Raw genomic sequence first — 15,478 nt, 5'->3', positions numbered from 1 at the left:
CCCTCGGGTGACCACAGCGAACGGCGACCACGCTCCCTCGTTCTTCAACAACGACAACCCGAGCGGACCCGCAGGCCGACGAACAGTCAGCGCCCTGCCGATGCTGCGGAGGTCTCGACAGGCTCGACCGACGGCGGCGCTACGGGGGGCTCGCCCCGCCGCTCGCAGGCGACCTCAGTAGCCCAGTCCGTGCCCGATCTCGAAGAGCTCCCCGCTCCCCCGCGGGCCCGGGATCGAGACCGGGAGCCGCCCGCTCGGACGCACCTCACCGAACATCACCCTCACCAGCGACTCGAGCTGGCTCGCGGTGTAGCCGTAGGTGTCGAGCACGGTCGGCGCCTCCGGGAACGATGCGACGTCGTAGGGGTTGCGTACGGCGGCGACCACCACCGGCGTGCCGGTCGCGAGCAGGGCGCGCACGAGTCGGGTCTGGGCTGCCGCGGGTGCGGCCGGCTCGCCGGTGGTCGCGTCGACGGCGTACGCGTTGTTGGTGGTGACCACGACCAGGTCGGCGTCCTGCGCGGCGGCGGCCGCGGCGTCGACGGCCTCCTGGGTGGGCGTCGTCCCGGACTCGAGCACCTGGGTGGTCGCCCCGCGCGCAGCGAGCGCCGTGGCCAGCGTCTGGGTGGTCGTGGCGCCCCAGCCCGCGACGAGCACCCGGCGGGGACCGGCGGCGAGCGGCAGCAGGCCGGACTCGTTCTCGACCAGCGTCGTGGTCCGGTCGGAGATCGCCTGGGCGGCGGCCTGGTGCTCGGGCGCGCCCATGACCCGGGCGGCCGCGACCGGGTCGACGTACGGGTCGTCGAACAGGCCCTGGCGCAGCTTGTGCAGCAGGATCCGGTAGACCGACGCGTCGAGCCGCTTCCTGGTGATGACGCCCTGGCGCACCGCGCGGAGGACGGCGCGGTAGGCCGTGTCCATCTGCGGCGGGATCAGCAGCTGGTCGGCGCCGGCCCGCAGCGCCCGCACCGGCGCGACGTCGGGCGGGTAGGTCGCGGTCGCGCCGCTCATGTCCAGGGCGTCGGTGACGATCAGGCCGTCGAAGCCGAGCTGCTTGCGCAGCAGCCCGGTGAGGATCTTGTGCGACATCGTCGCGGGCACGCCCGGGTCGATCGCCGGCAGCACGACGTGCGCGGTCATGATCGTGTCGACCCCGGCCGCGATCGCGGCACGGAACGGCGGCAGGTCGATCGCCTCGAGCTGGGCCCGGGTGTGGGTGACCTCGGGCAGGCCGTAGTGGCTGTCGACACCGGTGTCGCCGTGCCCCGGGAAGTGCTTGGCGACGGCCGTGACCCCGCCGCGGTGGAAGCCGCGCACCTGGGCCGCCACCAGGTCGGAGACGAGCGCCGGATCGGCGCCGATCGACCGGATCCCGATCACCGGGTTGTTCGGGTTGACGTTGACGTCGGCCACCGGTGCGTAGTCCTGGGTGACCCCGACGGCGGCGAGCTCGGTGCCGATCACCGTGGCGGAGCGCCGTGCCGCGCCGGTCGAGCCCGTGGCGCCGAGCGCCATGTTGCCGGGCATCTGCGTGGCGCCGCTCGCCGCGCCGAACCGCGCGACGAGCGCGCCGCCCTCCTGGTCGACCGAGATCTGCAGCGGGATGCGCCCAGGCAGCGACCGCGCCGCGCGCTGCAGGCCGTTGGAGAGCGTCGCGACCTGCGCCGGGTCGCCGATGTTGTCGTCGCCGTTGCGGATGGTGAAGTAGATGACGCCGCCGGGCTGGTACTTCGCGATCGCCTCGGCGGGCGTGTCCACGCCGTACAGCCGCTGGTTGACGGCCTTCGCCTCGTCGGTCACGACGTTCGCGTCGCGACCGGCCACCTCGATGACGAACAGCTGGCCGACCTTCTGCTTCGGGCTCATGGTCCGCAGCAGCGCCCGCGCCTGCTCGGCGTACGACGAGGTGGGGGGCCGCTCACCGGCTGTTGCCGGCTCCGGCGCCGGACCGAACGCGGCCGCGAGCGACAGCGACAGACCGGCGCTCACGACGCCGGTCACGAGACTCCGAGGGCGCATGGGCCGACGCTAGCGCGGCCCGGCTCCCGAGGAGGTCGACTCGCGGCAGGCTCAGGAGCCTGCTCCCGCGGCGAGCTCCGGGCCACTCCAGGTCGAGAGACAGAACGGATGGCCCGCAGGATCGGCGTAGACCAGGCAGTGGTCCGCGTTGGGCTGGACGTCGAGCAGCTCGGCACCGGCCGCGACGACCCGTCGGCCGGTCGCCTCGAGGTCGTCGACGTGGAAGTCGAGGTGCAGGTGCATGGGCGCGTCCCCACCCGGCCACGTCGGCGGACGGAAGTCGGCGGCCTGCTGGAAGGCGAGGAAGCCGTTCGGTCCCGTCACGGCGGCCCAGCGGGCGTCCCCGATCGCGACGCCGTCGAGGACGTCGGCGTAGAACCTGGCCAGCTCCAGGGCGTCCGGGGCGTCGACGGTCGTCGAATCAAGCCGGATCCGCGCCGACATCAGGACTCCGCGTCCTGGTACGCCGGCGTGAGCTCGGTCCAGCGGCGGCGCCATTGCGCCGCCGGCCGCTCGGGCGACCAGCCGCCCTCGTGGACGGGGTCGTCGCTCGCGAGCGAGCGCCCGAGGTCCTCGAGGTGGGCCTGCCACCCGGAGCCGTAGTAGGGCAACGAGCCGACCGGCAGGCCACGCTCCTCCACGACGAGCCTGGTGCCCGCCCCCTCGGCGGTCAGCCAGGCCTCGACCTGGGTCTCGTCCTCGGTGCCGGGCTCCATCGTGACCAGCAGGTGGCGAGGCGCCTCGCACGCGTCGATGCGCACCGAGCCGCTCCACGTGCTGGTGAAGACCGCCTGCACGGTCGCCCCCGGCGCCGGATCGCCGGTCACCACCGCGATCCAGCGCGCCAGGCGGCCCGGATCGGTGCAGGCCTGCCACAGATCTTCGAGGTCGGTGTCGTAGACGTCCTCGACCCGCACCGCGCCCCGGCCCTCGTCGATCGCCCGGACGGTCCCGATGATCCTCATCTGCGCTCCTTCTTGCCTCGTGCGATCTCCGTGTGCAGCGCGTCGAGCCGGTGCTCCCACAGCGCCCGGTAGTCGGCCAACCACTCGTCGACCTCGACGAGCGCCTCCGGGCGCAGGCTGTAGATGCGCCGCTGCGCCTCCTGCCGTACGTCGACGAGGCCGGCCTCCCGCAGCACCCGCAGGTGCCTCGACACCCCCGGTCGCGCGATCGGCAGGGCATCGGCCAGCTCCCCGGCAGTGGCCGGGTGGTCGCGAAGGATCTCCAGCACCGTGCGTCGGCTCTGGTCGGCCAACGCCTGCAAGACGGCGTCCATGACGGACGACCGTACCCGATCGGTTACGTAACTACAAGGTTACATTCAGACCAGGTTGACCGCGCGGGCCGAGACGGCCTCGATCGCGTGCTGCATGTCGGCGAGGACGTCGGCCGGGATCGCGGTGTCGACCGACAGCGCGACCAGCGCGCGGCCGCCCTTGGCGTCGCGGGAGACCTGCATCCCGGCGATGTTGATGCCGGCGTCACCGAGGATCACCCCGACCGTGCCGACGCGGCCGGGCCGGTCGCCGTAGGTGAGGAACGCGAGGTGCTCGGTGGGCTCGAGGTCGACGTCGAAGCCGTTGACCTCGACCAGCCGCTCGCGCTGGTTGATCCCGATCAGCGTGCCGCTCACCGAGACCTGCGAGCCGTCGGCCAGCGTGCCGCGCAGCGTGATCAGGTTGCGGTGGTCGGGGCTCTCGGGGTCGCAGACGAGTCGCACCGCGGTGCCGCGCTCGGAGGCGAGCAGGGGTGCGTTCACGTAGGACACCTGGTCCTCGACGATGTCGGTGAAGATGCCCTTGAGGGCAGCCAGCTCGAGCACCTTGACGTCGTAGTCGGTGATCTCGCCGCGGACCTCGACGTCGATCGAGAGCGCGACCTCGCCGGCCAGCGCGGTGAAGACGCGGCCGAGCTTCTCGGTGAGCGGGATGCCGGGTCGGACATCCTCGGCGATCAGGCCGCCCTGGACGTTCACGGCGTCGGGGACCAGCTCCCCCGAGAGCGCCAGTCGCACCGACCTGGCGACCGCGAGCCCGGCCTTCTCCTGGGCCTCCTCGGTCGAGGCGCCGAGGTGCGGGGTGGCGACGACGTTCTCCAGCTCGAAGAGCGGGCTGTCGGTGCACGGCTCCTGTGCGAAGACGTCGAGACCGGCCGCGGCGATACGACCCTCCTTGAGCGCGGCGTAGAGCGCCGCCTCGTCGACGATGCCACCGCGCGCGGCGTTGACCAGCACGAGCGACGGCTTGACCTTCGCGAGCTGCTCGGTGCCGATCAGTCCGATGGTCTCGGGAGTCTTGGGCAGGTGCACGGACATGAAGTCGGCGTCGGTCAGCAACGTGTCGAGGTCGACCAGCCGCACCCCCATCTGGGCCGCGCGTCCGGCCTGGACGTAGGGGTCGTAGGCGATGACGTTCATGCCGAACGCGCTGAGCCGCTGGGCGACCAGCACGCCGATCCGGCCCAGGCCGACGATGCCCACGGTCTTCTCGTAGAGCTCGGTGCCGGTGTAGCGCGCGCGCTTCCACTCGCCGTTCTTGAGCGCGGCGTGTGCCGGCGAGACGTGGCGGGCGGCGGCGAGCATCAGCGCGACCGCGAGCTCGGCGGCGGAGACGATGTTGGAGGTGGGCGCGTTGACCACCATGACGCCGGACTGGGTGGCGGCGCGTACGTCGACGTTGTCGAGGCCGACGCCCGCGCGGGCGACCACCTGCAGCCGGCGCGCGGCGGCGAGCGCCTCGGCGTCCACCTTGGTCGCCGAGCGCACGAGCAGCGCGTCGGCGTCGGCGATCGCGGCGAGGAGCGCGGCCCGGTCGGCGCCGTCGCAGTGCCGGATCTCGAAGTCCGGCCCGAGCGCCTCGACGGTCGCCGGACTGAGCTCCTCGGCGATGAGCACGACGGGACGGTCGACGGGCCGGGCGACGGGCATGGTCACAGCGTGGAGTCCTCGGGGGATCTGCGATGGAGAGGTGGGCGCACGACGCTGTGCTGCGCTCGGCACTCTACCCGACCTCGATGAACGCTTCTCGAAGAGCGGAGAGAGCGAAATCGCTCGCGCGCGCCCGGCCCGACCCCCTACCCTGGCGGCGCCCCATCCCCTCCCCCAGGCAGGTCCGCTTGAAGCTCTGAGGTCGCCGCCCCACCCACGCCACCTCTCCCGGAGCTTCGTCATGCCCGCACCCACCCCTGTCATCAGCACGTCCGGCCTCGGCTTCGCCTGGCCCGACGGCACCTCCGTCCTCGACGGTCTCGACCTCCTCGTCGGCCCCGGCCGCTCCGGCCTGGTCGGCGTCAACGGCGCCGGCAAGTCGACGCTGCTGCGCATCGTCGCCGGCGCGCTGCGGCCCACCGCCGGGCACGTCCAGGTCGCTGGCGAGGTCGGCTACCTGCCCCAGGACCTCACCCTCGACGTCGAGCAACCGGTCGAGGAATTCCTCGGCATCGGCGCGGTCCGCCGCGCGATCCGAGCCGTGGAGGGCGGTTCGGTCGACGAGGCCCACTTCGACCTGATCGGCGAGGACTGGGACATCGAGGACCGGGCCATGGCCGAGCTCGCCCGCCTCGGTCTGCCCGACGACGTCCTCGACCGGCGGCTCGGACAGCTCTCCGGCGGCGAGGTCACCCAGCTCGGCCTCGCGCGGCTGCTGCTGGCCCGACCCGACGTCCTGCTGCTCGACGAGCCGACCAACAACCTCGACTCCGATGCGCGCGAGCGGCTCTACGCCGTGGTCGAGGGCTGGACGCGCTCGCTGCTCGTCGTCAGCCACGACCGCGAGCTGCTCGAGCGGATGGACCGGATCGGCGACCTGCGCGACGGCGTGGTGCGGTGGTACGGCGGTGGCTACTCCGCCTACGCGGCCCAGGTCGAGGCCGAGCAGGCGGCCGCTCAGCAGGCCGCCACGACCGCGCGCTCCGACCTCCGCCGCCAGCGCAACGAGCGGGTGGAGGCCGAGCGGATGCTGGCCGCGCGCCGCCGCAACGCTGCCAAGGCCGAGCGCACCACCGGGCTCGGCAAGGCGGCCATCAACGCCAAGAAGCAGCAGGCCGAGGAGTCCGCCGCTCGGCACCGGCGCGTGCAGGACGACCGCGTCGAGCAGGCACGCGGGCGGCTCGACCTCGCGGAGTCGCGGCTGCGCGAGGACCGGGAGATCCGTATCGACCTGCCCGGCACCGAGGTGCCCCGCGGACGCGTGGTGCTCGCGGGTGACACCCTCGCGATCAGCGGCCCGGACCGCGTCGGGATCGTCGGCCCCAACGGGTCGGGGAAGACCACGCTGCTGCGGGCCCTGGTCGACCAGGCGCAGGTGCCGGTGGGACTGCTCCCCCAGCGGCTCGACGTGCTCGACGACGACGCCACCGTCTACGAGAACGTCAAGCGGCGCGCACCCGGCGCGGACGCCAACACGGTGCGAGCCCGGCTCGCCCGGTTCCTGTTCCGGGGTGCGGCCGCGGACCGCCGGGCCGGTGACCTGTCGGGCGGCGAGCGGTTCCGTGCCACCCTGGCCGCGCTGCTGCTGGCCGATCCCGCCCCGCAGCTGCTGCTGCTCGACGAGCCGACCAACAACCTCGACTTCGCGTCGTACGACGCGCTGGTCTCGGCGTTGAGCTCCTACCGCGGCGCGCTGGTGGTCGTCAGCCACGACGCGGGGTTCCTCGAGGACATCGGCGTGGAGCGGGTCCTCGACCTCGCAAACCCCGATGCGGACGGTCTCCGGGACTGAGAGGGTGGCGGGCGTGCACCTCGCGACCGACCGTCTGCTGATCCGCCCGTGGCGCCACGAGGAGGCGCCGCGCCTGCTCGACCTGCTGAGCCGGCTCGAGGTGGTGAAGTGGCTCGGCGACGGAGAGCCGCAGCTGATGCGGGACCTCGACGAGGCCCACGCGCGCATCGACCGCTACGCCGAGCGCGACGCACCACCGCTCGGCATGTGGGCGGTCGAGCGGGTCGAGGACGGGGTCGTCGTCGGCACGGTGCTGCTGCTGACGCTGCCGAACGCCGAGGACGGCGAGGTCGAGATCGGGTGGCACCTGCACCCCGACTCCTGGGGCCGGGGCTACGCCACCGAGGCCGCGCGCGCGGTGCTGGGGCACGCGTTCGCAGCGAGGCTGCCCGAGGTGATCGCGGTCAGCCACACCGACAACCGGCCCTCCCAGGCGGTGATGCGCCGCCTCGGCATGGAGGACCGCGGCATCACCCGACGGTGGTACGCCGACGAGTCGGCCCTGTTCGTGATGACGGCCGAGCGGTGGCGGGCACTCCCGCGCGCCTGAGAGCCGCCCACGCCAGCGCGGCGCCGACGGCCGCGCCGATGGTGTTCGAGAGCCAGTCGTTGGTGGAGCAGGAGCGCCCGATCGCAGGCACCAGTGCCTGCACGGCCTCGATGGCGATCGAGACCCCGCTGCCCGCGGCCAGCGCGAGCAGCGGACGGCGCCACGCCACGCCGGCCAACAGCACCGGCGCGACCATCAGCACCACGTTGGCCGCGAGCTCGACGCGCCCCACGGTCGGGAGCGCCCAGGCGACCTCGCAGCGTCCGAACAGCTCGCGGTCGACGGGCATCAGCGTCAGCACCCCCACCGGGACCGACGCGACCACGGTCGCCCACCAGGCGGCACGGGGGTACGGCGCCAGCCGGCTGCCCACGAGCGGGCCGAGGACCACGAGGGCGACGAGGGCGGTCGGGGACAGCCACGGGTGCTCGACGAGGACGGTGCTGATCACGCGACGACCCTAACGAGACGCGCGGGTGCCGAGCCTCCGCCTGAGGTGCCGATCAGGTGTCCTGGAGTGCTACTGCTGCTCGAAGAGGGCCTGGCCGACGTACTCGCCGTCGCCGATCCCCGGCGGGACCGCGAACACCGCGGATCCGGTGACCTTGAGGTACTCCATCATCGCGTCGGACTTCGCCATCGCGGTCTGGATCGGGGTGAAGTGGGTGTCGGGGTCGCGGACGAACGCGATGAAGAACAGCCCGGCGTTCAGGCCGCCGAGCGAGTCGGTGCCGTCGACGAAGTTGTAGCCACGGCGCAGCATCCGGGCGCCGCCGTGGAAGTCCGGGTGCACCACGCGCACGTGGGCGTCCTGAGCGATCACCGGGCCGTCGCTGCCGGGCATCGAGAAGTCCGGCTCGGTGAACTCCTCGCCCCCGGAGAGCGGGGCGCCGCTGCCCTTGGTGCGGCCGACGAACGCCTCCTGGTCGCCCAGCGGCTGGCGGTCCCAGGTCTCGATCCGCATGTTGATCCGCCGGGTCACGAGGTAGGAGCCGCCCGCGAGCCAGGCGGCGCCGCCGCTTACGTCCTCGGGGGCGACCCAGATGTGCTCGTCCAGAGCGTCGGGCTCCTCGGCCTTGACGTTGGCGGTGCCGTCCTTGAAGCCGAACAGGTTGCGCGGGGTGCTCTGGGACGTCGAGGTGGTCGACGTACGCCCGAACCCGAGCTGGGACCAGCGCACCGCGACCGTGCCGAAGCCGATGCGGGCCAGGTTGCGGATCGCGTGGACGGCGACCTGGGGGTCGTCCGCGCAGGCCTGGACGCACAGGTCGCCGTGGGAGCGCGCGGGGTCGAGCATGTCGCCGGGGAAGTGGGGCAGCGTGTGGAGGGCCGACGGCTGGCGCTCGGCCAGGCCGAAGCGGTCGCGCCCCTGCTCGTCGCGGAAGAGCGTCGGGCCGAAACCGAAGGTGATCGTGAGCCCGCTCGCGGGCAGCCCGATCGCCTCGCCGGTGTCGTCGGGCGGCAGCAGGCTCGACCCCTCGACGGGACCGATCTCACCGGCGGGCAGCCCGCGCATCATCCGGTCGGCGGCCTCGGTCCAGGCCTTCAGCAGCGCGACCAGCTGGGCTCGGGAGCCCGTGGTGACGTCGAAGGCTGCGAAGTGCAGCCGGTCCTGGGCGGGGGTGACGATGCCGGACTGGTGGGGCCCGCGGAACGCGAACGCGTCGCGCGCCGCCGGCGGCGCCTCACCGTCGGCGGCGGTCGCCCGCCCGGCAGCGAAGGCGCCCGCGGCCAACCCGGCGGCGGCGACCCCACCGCCGACCAGGCCCCGTCGGGAGATGCCGTGCTCGGTCAGGACAGCACCGCCGCGGTGAGTCGGGACAGCGGCTCGGCGAGCGCGTTGACGGCGTTGGCGAGCGCCTGGACCTCGTCCTGGGCGAGCTGGTCGTAGGTCACGAAGCCGTCGCCCGCGCGCTGCGCGTCGAGCAGCTTCTGCAGCTCGGCGAACCGGCTCTCCAGGGTGTCGGCGAGCTCGGGGTCCTTCTGCTCCACGATCGGCTCGAGGCCCTCGAACGCGACCCGGGCACCGTCGACGTTGGCCTGGAAGTCCCACAGGTCGGTGTGCGACCAGATCTCCTCCTCGCCGGTGACCTTGCCGTTCGCGACCTCCTCGAGCAGGCCCCGGGAGCCGTTGGCGACCTGGTCGACGGTGAAGGTGAGCTTGGCGCTGAGCGCCTGGTAGCCGTCGGCCGGCGGCCACAGGTCCTTCTCGATGCGGTGCCAGCCGGTCCACTTCTGGCCGGGCTCGAGGTCGGCCTCGCGCGCGTCCATCTTGGGGTCGAGGTCGCCGAAGGACTCCGCCACGGTCTCGATCCGCTCCCAGTGGGTGCGGGCGTCCGGGTAGAGCGCGCGGGCCCGGTCGTCCTCGCCGGCCTTGTAGAGGGCGACGAACTGCCCCGTCTTGTCGACCAGCTGCTCGGTCTGCTCCTGGACGTAGTCCTCGTAGCTCTCCAGCGCCTGGTCCACGGCGGCGTCGTCGGTGCCGGCGGTGGGCTCCTGGTCGGACGCGGTGACGGTGAAGTCGTCGCGGATGCCCTCCCCCTTCATGCCGGGCTTGCACGCGGTGACGTAGGAGCCGGCGGGCGCGCTGACCACCAGCTCGCGCGAGAGCTGGGGACCGATGTTCTCGACCTCGCCGACGATCCGCTGGCCGTCCTCGCCGAGGAGGTAGAACTCCGTGACGGCCGAGCCCTTGTTGGCGACCTCGAAGGTCAGCGTGCCCGAGGGGGCCTCGGTGGCCGAGAGGTCACAGCCGTCGTCGGTCGAGGTGACGGTGATCGTGCGGCTCTCGCCGCCGTCGGCCGCCTCGGAGCGGTCGGTGTTCTCGGTGCAGGCGGCGAACAGCGGCAGGGCGGCGACGAGCGCCACGAGCAGGGGCTTGCGCATGAGGGTCGGGGGATCCTTCGCGAAGGGTCAGTGGCTGACGGGGGTGGACGGCTCGGGCGCGGGCGCAGCGGGCCGCGTGGGTCCGGCGTTGCGCCGGCGTACGCCGCGGACGAAGAGCGTCATCGTCGGGACGACGTACAGCACCCAGGCGACGGCCTCGAGCACCGTGGTGGCCGGGGAGAAGTTGAAGACACCCTTGAGCAGGGCGGCGTACCAGGTCGACGGGTCGATCACGTCGGAGACGTCCCACGCGAGCGTGTCGAGGCCCGGCAGGATGCCGGCCTCCTGGAGGTCGTGCACGCCGTAGGCGAGGACGCCCGCGGCCACGATGATGAGGAAGCCGCCGGTCCAGGCGAAGAACTTGCTGAGGTTGATCGTGATCGCGCCGCGGTAGAGCAGGTAGCCCAGCGCCACGGCGGTGGCGATGCCGAGGCCCGCGCCGAGCAGCGGCTGCCAGGTGGCGTCGCTCTCCCGCGTCACGGCCTCGGTGGCGGACCACAGGAACAGGGCGGTCTCGAGGCCCTCGCGGCCGACCGCGAGCACCGCGACGAGCACCAGGGCGAACCAGCTGCCCTCGGCGGCCTTGTCGATCTGGCCGCGCAGCTCGCCGCTGAGGGTGCGGGCGGCGCGCGCCATCCAGAAGATCATCCAGGTGACCAGGCCGACCGCGACGATCGACAGCCCGCCGCCGATCGCCTCCTGGGCCTCGAACGTGAGGCTGCGCGGACCGTAGAAGAGCGCGAACCCGAAGGCGAGCGAGACGGCGACCGCAAGGGCGACGCCGGCCCAGATGCGCGGCAGCAGCTCCCGACGCTGGGACTTGACCAGGTAGGCGACCAGAATGCTGACGACCAGGGCCGCCTCGAGGCCTTCGCGCAGGCCGATCAGGTAGTTCGCGAACACGAGACCCGATCGTACGCCTTCGTGCTTAGGTTTGCCTAACCTCAGATCGCGCAGCCGTCGGGCCCGCACGCCTCGGCGTCGCCGCCGACGGTCTGCAGGACGGGGTGGGACTCGGCCCAGGCCTGGTCGAGGAGCTGGCTGAACACGGCGGCGGGCTGGGCGCCGGAGACGCCGTACTTGCGGTCGACGACGAAGAACGGCACGCCCGTCGCTCCGTAGGCCCGCGCCTGGGCGACGTCGGCCTCGACGGCCGACGCGTACTCCTCACCGGCCAGGACCTCGCGCACGCGCGCCTCGTCGAGCCCGGCCGCGACGGCGACCTCGGTGAGCACGTCGTGATCGCCGACATTGCGGGCGTGGGTGAAGTACGCCGCCAGCAGCGCCTCCTTGAGCTCGCGCTGGAGCGCCGCTCCCCCGGTCTCGAGCGCGAGGTGCAGGAGCCGGTGGGCGTCGACGGTGTTGGTGTGCAGGGTCTCGAACAGCTTGAAGTCGAGGCCGTCCTGGGCGGCGAGCTCGATGAGCTGCTGCTGCATGTCGCGCATCTCGTCCTCGCTGCGGCCGTACTTGCGCGCGATGACGCCGGTGCTCAGCTCATGACCGTGCCGAGGAGCCGTCGGGTCGAGCTCGAAGGACCGGTAGACGATCTCGACGTCCTCGGCGTGCTCGAACCCACCCAGGGCCTTCTCCAGGCGCCGCTTGCCGACGTAGCACCACGGGCAGACGACGTCGCTCCAGATCTCGATGCGCATGTCTGGTTGAACCCGCAACGATGCTGCCCCATTCCCCCGAAATGACGTTGACCCGCCCGAAAGTTTCGGGCGGGTCAACGTGAATGCATCAGCGGGTGGCGGTGCCCTCGGTGTAGTCGGAGTCGTGCGACTTCACCCAGGCCATCAGCTTGCGCAGCTCGCGGCCGGTCTGCTCGATCGGGTGCTGCTCGCCCTTCTTGCGCAGCTCGTTGAACTCCGGGGAGCCGGCGTCCATGTCGTCGATGAAGCGCTTGGCGAACGAGCCGTTCTTGATGTCGGCGAGCACGGCCTCCATGTTCTTCTTCACCTCAGGGGTGATCACGCGCGGGCCGGAGACGTAGTCGCCGTACTCAGCGGTGTCGGAGACCGACCAGCGCTGCTTGGCGATGCCGCCCTCGTACATCAGGTCGACGATCAGCTTGAGCTCGTGGAGGCACTCGAAGTAGGCGACCTCGGGCTGGTAGCCGGCCTCGGTGAGGACCTCGAAGCCGTACATGACCAGCTGGGAGGCGCCGCCGCAGAGGACCGCCTGCTCACCGAACAGGTCGGTCTCGGTCTCCTCGGTGAACGTGGTCTTGATGCCGCCGGCGCGCAGGCCGCCGATCGCCTTGGCGTAGGACAGGGCCAGGTCCCAGGTGGTGCCGGACGGGTCCTTCTCGACCGCGACCAGCACCGGGACGCCCCGGCCGTCGACGAACTCGCGGCGGACCAGGTGACCCGGGCCCTTGGGGGCGACCATGAAGACGTCCACGCCCTCGGGCGGGGTGATGTAGCCGAAGCGGATGTTGAACCCGTGGCCGAAGACGAGGGTGTCGCCCGCGGCGATGTTGGGCTCGATCTCCTCGGCGTACAGCTTCCGCTGGTGCTGGTCGGGCGCGAGGATCACGATGACGTCGGCCTCCTCGGCCGCCTCCGCCGGCGTGAGGACGCGGAGCCCCTCGGCCTCGGCCTTGGCGCGGCTCTTGGAGCCGGGCTGCAGTCCGATGCGGACGTCGACGCCCGAGTCGCGCAGCGACAGCGCGTGGGCGTGGCCCTGGCTGCCGTAGCCGATGACCGCCACGTTCTTGCCCTGGATCAGGGACAGGTCGGCGTCGTCGTCGTAGAACATCTCAGCCACGGGGGCTTCTCCTTCTGATTGGTGCTGGTTGGTGTGGTGCTTCAGCCCGCTGCGGGCGGGGCAGGGATGGCCACCGGGCGCAGGTTGCGCTCGGAGATGGAGCGAGAGCCGCGACCGATCGCGACCATGCCGGACTGCACGAGCTCGCGGATGCCGAACGGCTCGAGCACCCGCAGGAGGTCGGAGAGCTTGTCGGCGTTGCCGACCGCCTGGATCGTCACGGCGTCGGGGGCGATGTCGACGACCTTGGCCCGGAAGAGCTGCACGGTGTCGAGCACCTGGCCACGGTTCTCGACGTCGGCCTTGACCTTGACCAGGAGCAGCTCGCGGTTGACCGAGGCGGTCGGGTCGAGCTCGACGATCTTGATCACCTCGACCAGCTTGTTCAGCTGCTTGGTGACCTGCTCGAGCGGGGACTCCTCGACGTTGACGACGATCGTCATCCGCGAGACCTCGGGGTGCTCGGTCGGGCCCACGGCCAGCGAGTCGATGTTGTAGCCGCGGCGGCTGAACAGGCCGGCGATGCGCGTCAGCACGCCGGGCTTGTTCTCGACCAGGACCGACAGCGTGTGGCGGGTGGTGGAGGGGGCGCTCATGCGGGGCCTCCGCGGAATCGTGCGCTGGAGGAGCGAAGCGGGTGAAGCTCGCGATTTCGTGGGGTGTTCATGGACGGAGCTCCAGATCTGCGTCGTCGTCGAACTTGGGGGCCAGGTCCCGGGCGTACTTGATGTCGTCGTTGCTGGTGCCGGCCGCGACCATCGGCCACACCATCGCGTCGCGGTGCACCCGGAAGTCGACGACCACCGGCACGTCGTTGATCTCCATGGCCTTCTGGATGGTGGCATCCACCTCGCCGGGGCTGTCACAGGCCAGGCCCACGCAGCCGTAGGCGTCGGCGAGCTTGACGAAGTCGGGGATCCGCTTGGAGTGCAGGTCGGTGTTGGAGTAGCGCTCGTTGTAGAACAGCGACTGCCACTGGCGCACCATGCCGAGCGACTCGTTGTTGATGATCGCGACCTTGATCGGGATGTCGTTGATCGCGCAGGTCGCGAGCTCCTGGTTGGTCATCTGGAAGCAGCCGTCGCCGTCGATCGACCACACGGTCGTGTCGGGCATGCCGACCTTCGCGCCCATGGCGGCGGGCACGGAGTAGCCCATCGTGCCGAGGCCACCGGAGTTGATCCACGTGTTCGGGTGCTCGTAGCCGACGAACTGCGCCGCCCACATCTGGTGCTGACCGACGCCGGCGCAGTAGATCGCCTCCGGGCCGGCGATCGCGCCGAGCCGCTCGAGCACGTACTGCGGCGCCAGGCCGCCGTCGGTGGGGGTGTCGTAGCCGAGCGGGTACTTCTTCTTCACCCCGGCCAGGAACTCGACCCACGCCTCGTAGTCACCGGTGTGGCCGGCGTCGGCCTCGGTGGTCAGTGCGACGACGAGGTCGCTGATCACCTCGCGGCAGTCGCCCACGATCGGGACGTCGACCGCGCGGTTCTTGCCGATCTCGGCCGGGTCGATGTCGGCGTGGATGACGCGCGCACCCGGCGCGAAGGAGTCGAGGTTGCCGGTGACGCGATCGTCGAAGCGGGCGCCGAGGCTGATGATCAGGTCGCTGCGCTGGAGGCCGGCGACGGCGGCGACGGTGCCGTGCATGCCGGGCATGCCGAGGTGCTGGGGGTGGCTGTCGGGGAACGCCCCGCGCGCCATGAGCGTGGTGACCACGGGCATGCCGGTCAGCTCGGCCAGCACCCGCAGCTCGCGGGCGGCGCGGGCGCGGATGACCCCGCCACCGACGTAGAGAACCGGTCGGCGCGACTCGAGGATGAGCTTGGCCGCCTCGCGGATCTGCTTGGAGTGCGGCCGGGTCACCGGGCGGTAGCCGGGCAGGCTGAGCTCGGTCGGCCAGGCGAACGTGGTCATCGCCTGCAGCGCGGACTTGGCGACGTCGACCAGCACCGGGCCGGGTCGGCCGGTCGAGGCGATGTGGAAGGCCTCCGCGACGGTGCGCGGGATCTCGGCGGGGTCGGTGACCAGGAAGTTGTGCTTGGTGATCGGCATCGTGATGCCGCGGATGTCGGCCTCCTGGAACGCGTCGGTGCCGATCTGGGCGGCGCCGACCTGCCCGGTCACCGCCACGATCGGGACGGAGTCCATGTGCGCGTCGGCCAGCGGCGTGACGAGGTTGGTCGCACCCGGTCCGGAGGTGGCCATGCAGACCCCGACCCGACCGGTGGCCGCGGCGTAGCCCTGGGCCGCATGGCCGGCACCCTGCTCGTGGCGCACCAGGATGTGCCGGATCGAGGAGTCCATCAGGGGGTCGTACGCCGGGAGGATCGCGCCGCCGGGGATGCCGAAGATGTGCTCGGTGCCCGCGGCCTCCAGCGACCTGACGAGGCTCTGGGCGCCTGTCATCTGCTCGCTCATCGGTTCTGTCCTGTCTCGCTACCTGGTGCCGTGCCCTGCCCAACAAAAAACCCCTCGGCCCGGGAGGGCGGCGAGGGGTGACGTGCGCGCTGTGGTCGGTGTCGACTCAGCT

At 71.9% G+C, this 15,478-nt stretch carries 15 protein-coding genes; 2 read left to right on the top strand and 13 right to left on the bottom strand.

Annotation, left to right across the window (positions count from 1 at the left end):
* Nucleotides 1–174: 174 nt before the first annotated feature.
* The 5 genes from Q0L15_RS13770 to serA are packed head-to-tail and all read right to left on the bottom strand — an operon-like array spanning nt 175 to nt 4,948.
* The gene (locus Q0L15_RS13770) at nt 175–2,019 is read right to left on the bottom strand and encodes a glycoside hydrolase family 3 protein (RefSeq protein ID WP_296605018.1); all 1,845 of its coding nucleotides are present in this window, start codon (nt 2,017–2,019) and stop codon (nt 175–177) included.
* Between the two features lie 51 nt (nt 2,020–2,070).
* Nucleotides 2,071–2,463: a VOC family protein gene (locus tag Q0L15_RS13765; protein WP_296605017.1), complete on the bottom strand. Its 393-nt coding sequence runs from the start codon at nt 2,461–2,463 to the stop codon at nt 2,071–2,073.
* On the bottom strand, nt 2,463–2,984 hold the full coding sequence (locus tag Q0L15_RS13760; protein WP_296605016.1) for an SRPBCC domain-containing protein: 522 nt from the start codon (nt 2,982–2,984) through the stop codon (nt 2,463–2,465). Before Q0L15_RS13760 ends, Q0L15_RS13765 begins: the two co-directional genes overlap by 1 nt.
* Entirely contained in the window at nt 2,981–3,298 is a 318-nt protein-coding gene (locus Q0L15_RS13755) for a metalloregulator ArsR/SmtB family transcription factor (RefSeq protein WP_296605015.1), read from the bottom strand. The genes Q0L15_RS13760 and Q0L15_RS13755 overlap by 4 nt, the downstream gene beginning before the upstream one ends.
* A 45-nt stretch (nt 3,299–3,343) precedes the next feature.
* On the bottom strand, nt 3,344–4,948 hold the full coding sequence (gene serA / locus Q0L15_RS13750) for a phosphoglycerate dehydrogenase (RefSeq protein WP_296605014.1): 1,605 nt from the start codon (nt 4,946–4,948) through the stop codon (nt 3,344–3,346).
* Nucleotides 4,949–5,189: 241 nt separating this feature from the next.
* On the opposite strand from serA, the gene Q0L15_RS13745 reads away from it, so the two are divergent.
* Both Q0L15_RS13745 and Q0L15_RS13740 read left to right on the top strand, forming a co-directional pair.
* The gene (locus tag Q0L15_RS13745) at nt 5,190–6,740 is read left to right on the top strand and encodes an ATP-binding cassette domain-containing protein (RefSeq protein ID WP_296605013.1); all 1,551 of its coding nucleotides are present in this window, start codon (nt 5,190–5,192) and stop codon (nt 6,738–6,740) included.
* A 13-nt stretch (nt 6,741–6,753) separates the two neighbouring features.
* Entirely contained in the window at nt 6,754–7,290 is a 537-nt protein-coding gene (locus Q0L15_RS13740; RefSeq protein ID WP_296605012.1) for a GNAT family N-acetyltransferase, read from the top strand.
* Here Q0L15_RS13740 and Q0L15_RS13735 read toward each other — a convergent pair.
* The 8 genes from Q0L15_RS13735 to Q0L15_RS13700 form a co-directional block, all read right to left on the bottom strand.
* A complete protein-coding gene (locus Q0L15_RS13735; protein WP_296605011.1) occupies nt 7,211–7,741 on the bottom strand; it encodes a VanZ family protein in 531 nt (176 codons plus the stop codon). The two genes, Q0L15_RS13740 and Q0L15_RS13735, sit on opposite strands and share 80 nt — an antisense overlap.
* Before the next feature lie 69 nt (nt 7,742–7,810).
* Complete coding sequence (gene efeB / locus Q0L15_RS13730) at nt 7,811–9,070, bottom strand: iron uptake transporter deferrochelatase/peroxidase subunit (protein WP_296605019.1); 1,260 nt, start codon at nt 9,068–9,070, stop codon at nt 7,811–7,813.
* A gap of 11 nt (nt 9,071–9,081) precedes the next feature.
* Nucleotides 9,082–10,176 (bottom strand): iron uptake system protein EfeO, encoded by a 1,095-nt coding sequence (efeO, locus tag Q0L15_RS13725; protein WP_296605010.1) that lies wholly within the window; start codon nt 10,174–10,176, stop codon nt 9,082–9,084.
* 27 nt (nt 10,177–10,203) lie between these two features.
* A complete protein-coding gene (gene efeU / locus Q0L15_RS13720; protein ID WP_296605009.1) occupies nt 10,204–11,079 on the bottom strand; it encodes an iron uptake transporter permease EfeU in 876 nt (291 codons plus the stop codon).
* A 41-nt stretch (nt 11,080–11,120) separates the two neighbouring features.
* Nucleotides 11,121–11,828 carry a DsbA family oxidoreductase gene (locus Q0L15_RS13715; protein ID WP_296605008.1) on the bottom strand — a complete coding sequence of 236 codons (708 nt, stop codon included), beginning with the start codon at nt 11,826–11,828 and terminating at the stop codon, nt 11,121–11,123.
* 88 nt (nt 11,829–11,916) lie between these two features.
* Nucleotides 11,917–12,945, bottom strand: coding sequence for a ketol-acid reductoisomerase (gene ilvC / locus Q0L15_RS13710; RefSeq protein WP_296605007.1), 1,029 nt, complete (start codon nt 12,943–12,945; stop codon nt 11,917–11,919).
* A 41-nt stretch (nt 12,946–12,986) separates the two neighbouring features.
* A complete protein-coding gene (gene ilvN, locus Q0L15_RS13705; RefSeq protein WP_296605006.1) occupies nt 12,987–13,541 on the bottom strand; it encodes an acetolactate synthase small subunit in 555 nt (184 codons plus the stop codon).
* A 67-nt stretch (nt 13,542–13,608) separates the two neighbouring features.
* Nucleotides 13,609–15,366 (bottom strand): acetolactate synthase large subunit, encoded by a 1,758-nt coding sequence (locus tag Q0L15_RS13700; protein WP_296605005.1) that lies wholly within the window; start codon nt 15,364–15,366, stop codon nt 13,609–13,611.
* Nucleotides 15,367–15,478 lie beyond the last annotated feature (112 nt).

Origin of the sequence: Nocardioides sp. (assembly GCF_024509035.1) — a bacterium.
Taxonomy (GTDB): domain Bacteria; phylum Actinomycetota; class Actinomycetes; order Propionibacteriales; family Nocardioidaceae; genus Nocardioides.
Note: the sequence above shows the minus strand (reverse complement) of the source record. Positions and strands in the feature narration are given on the sequence as shown.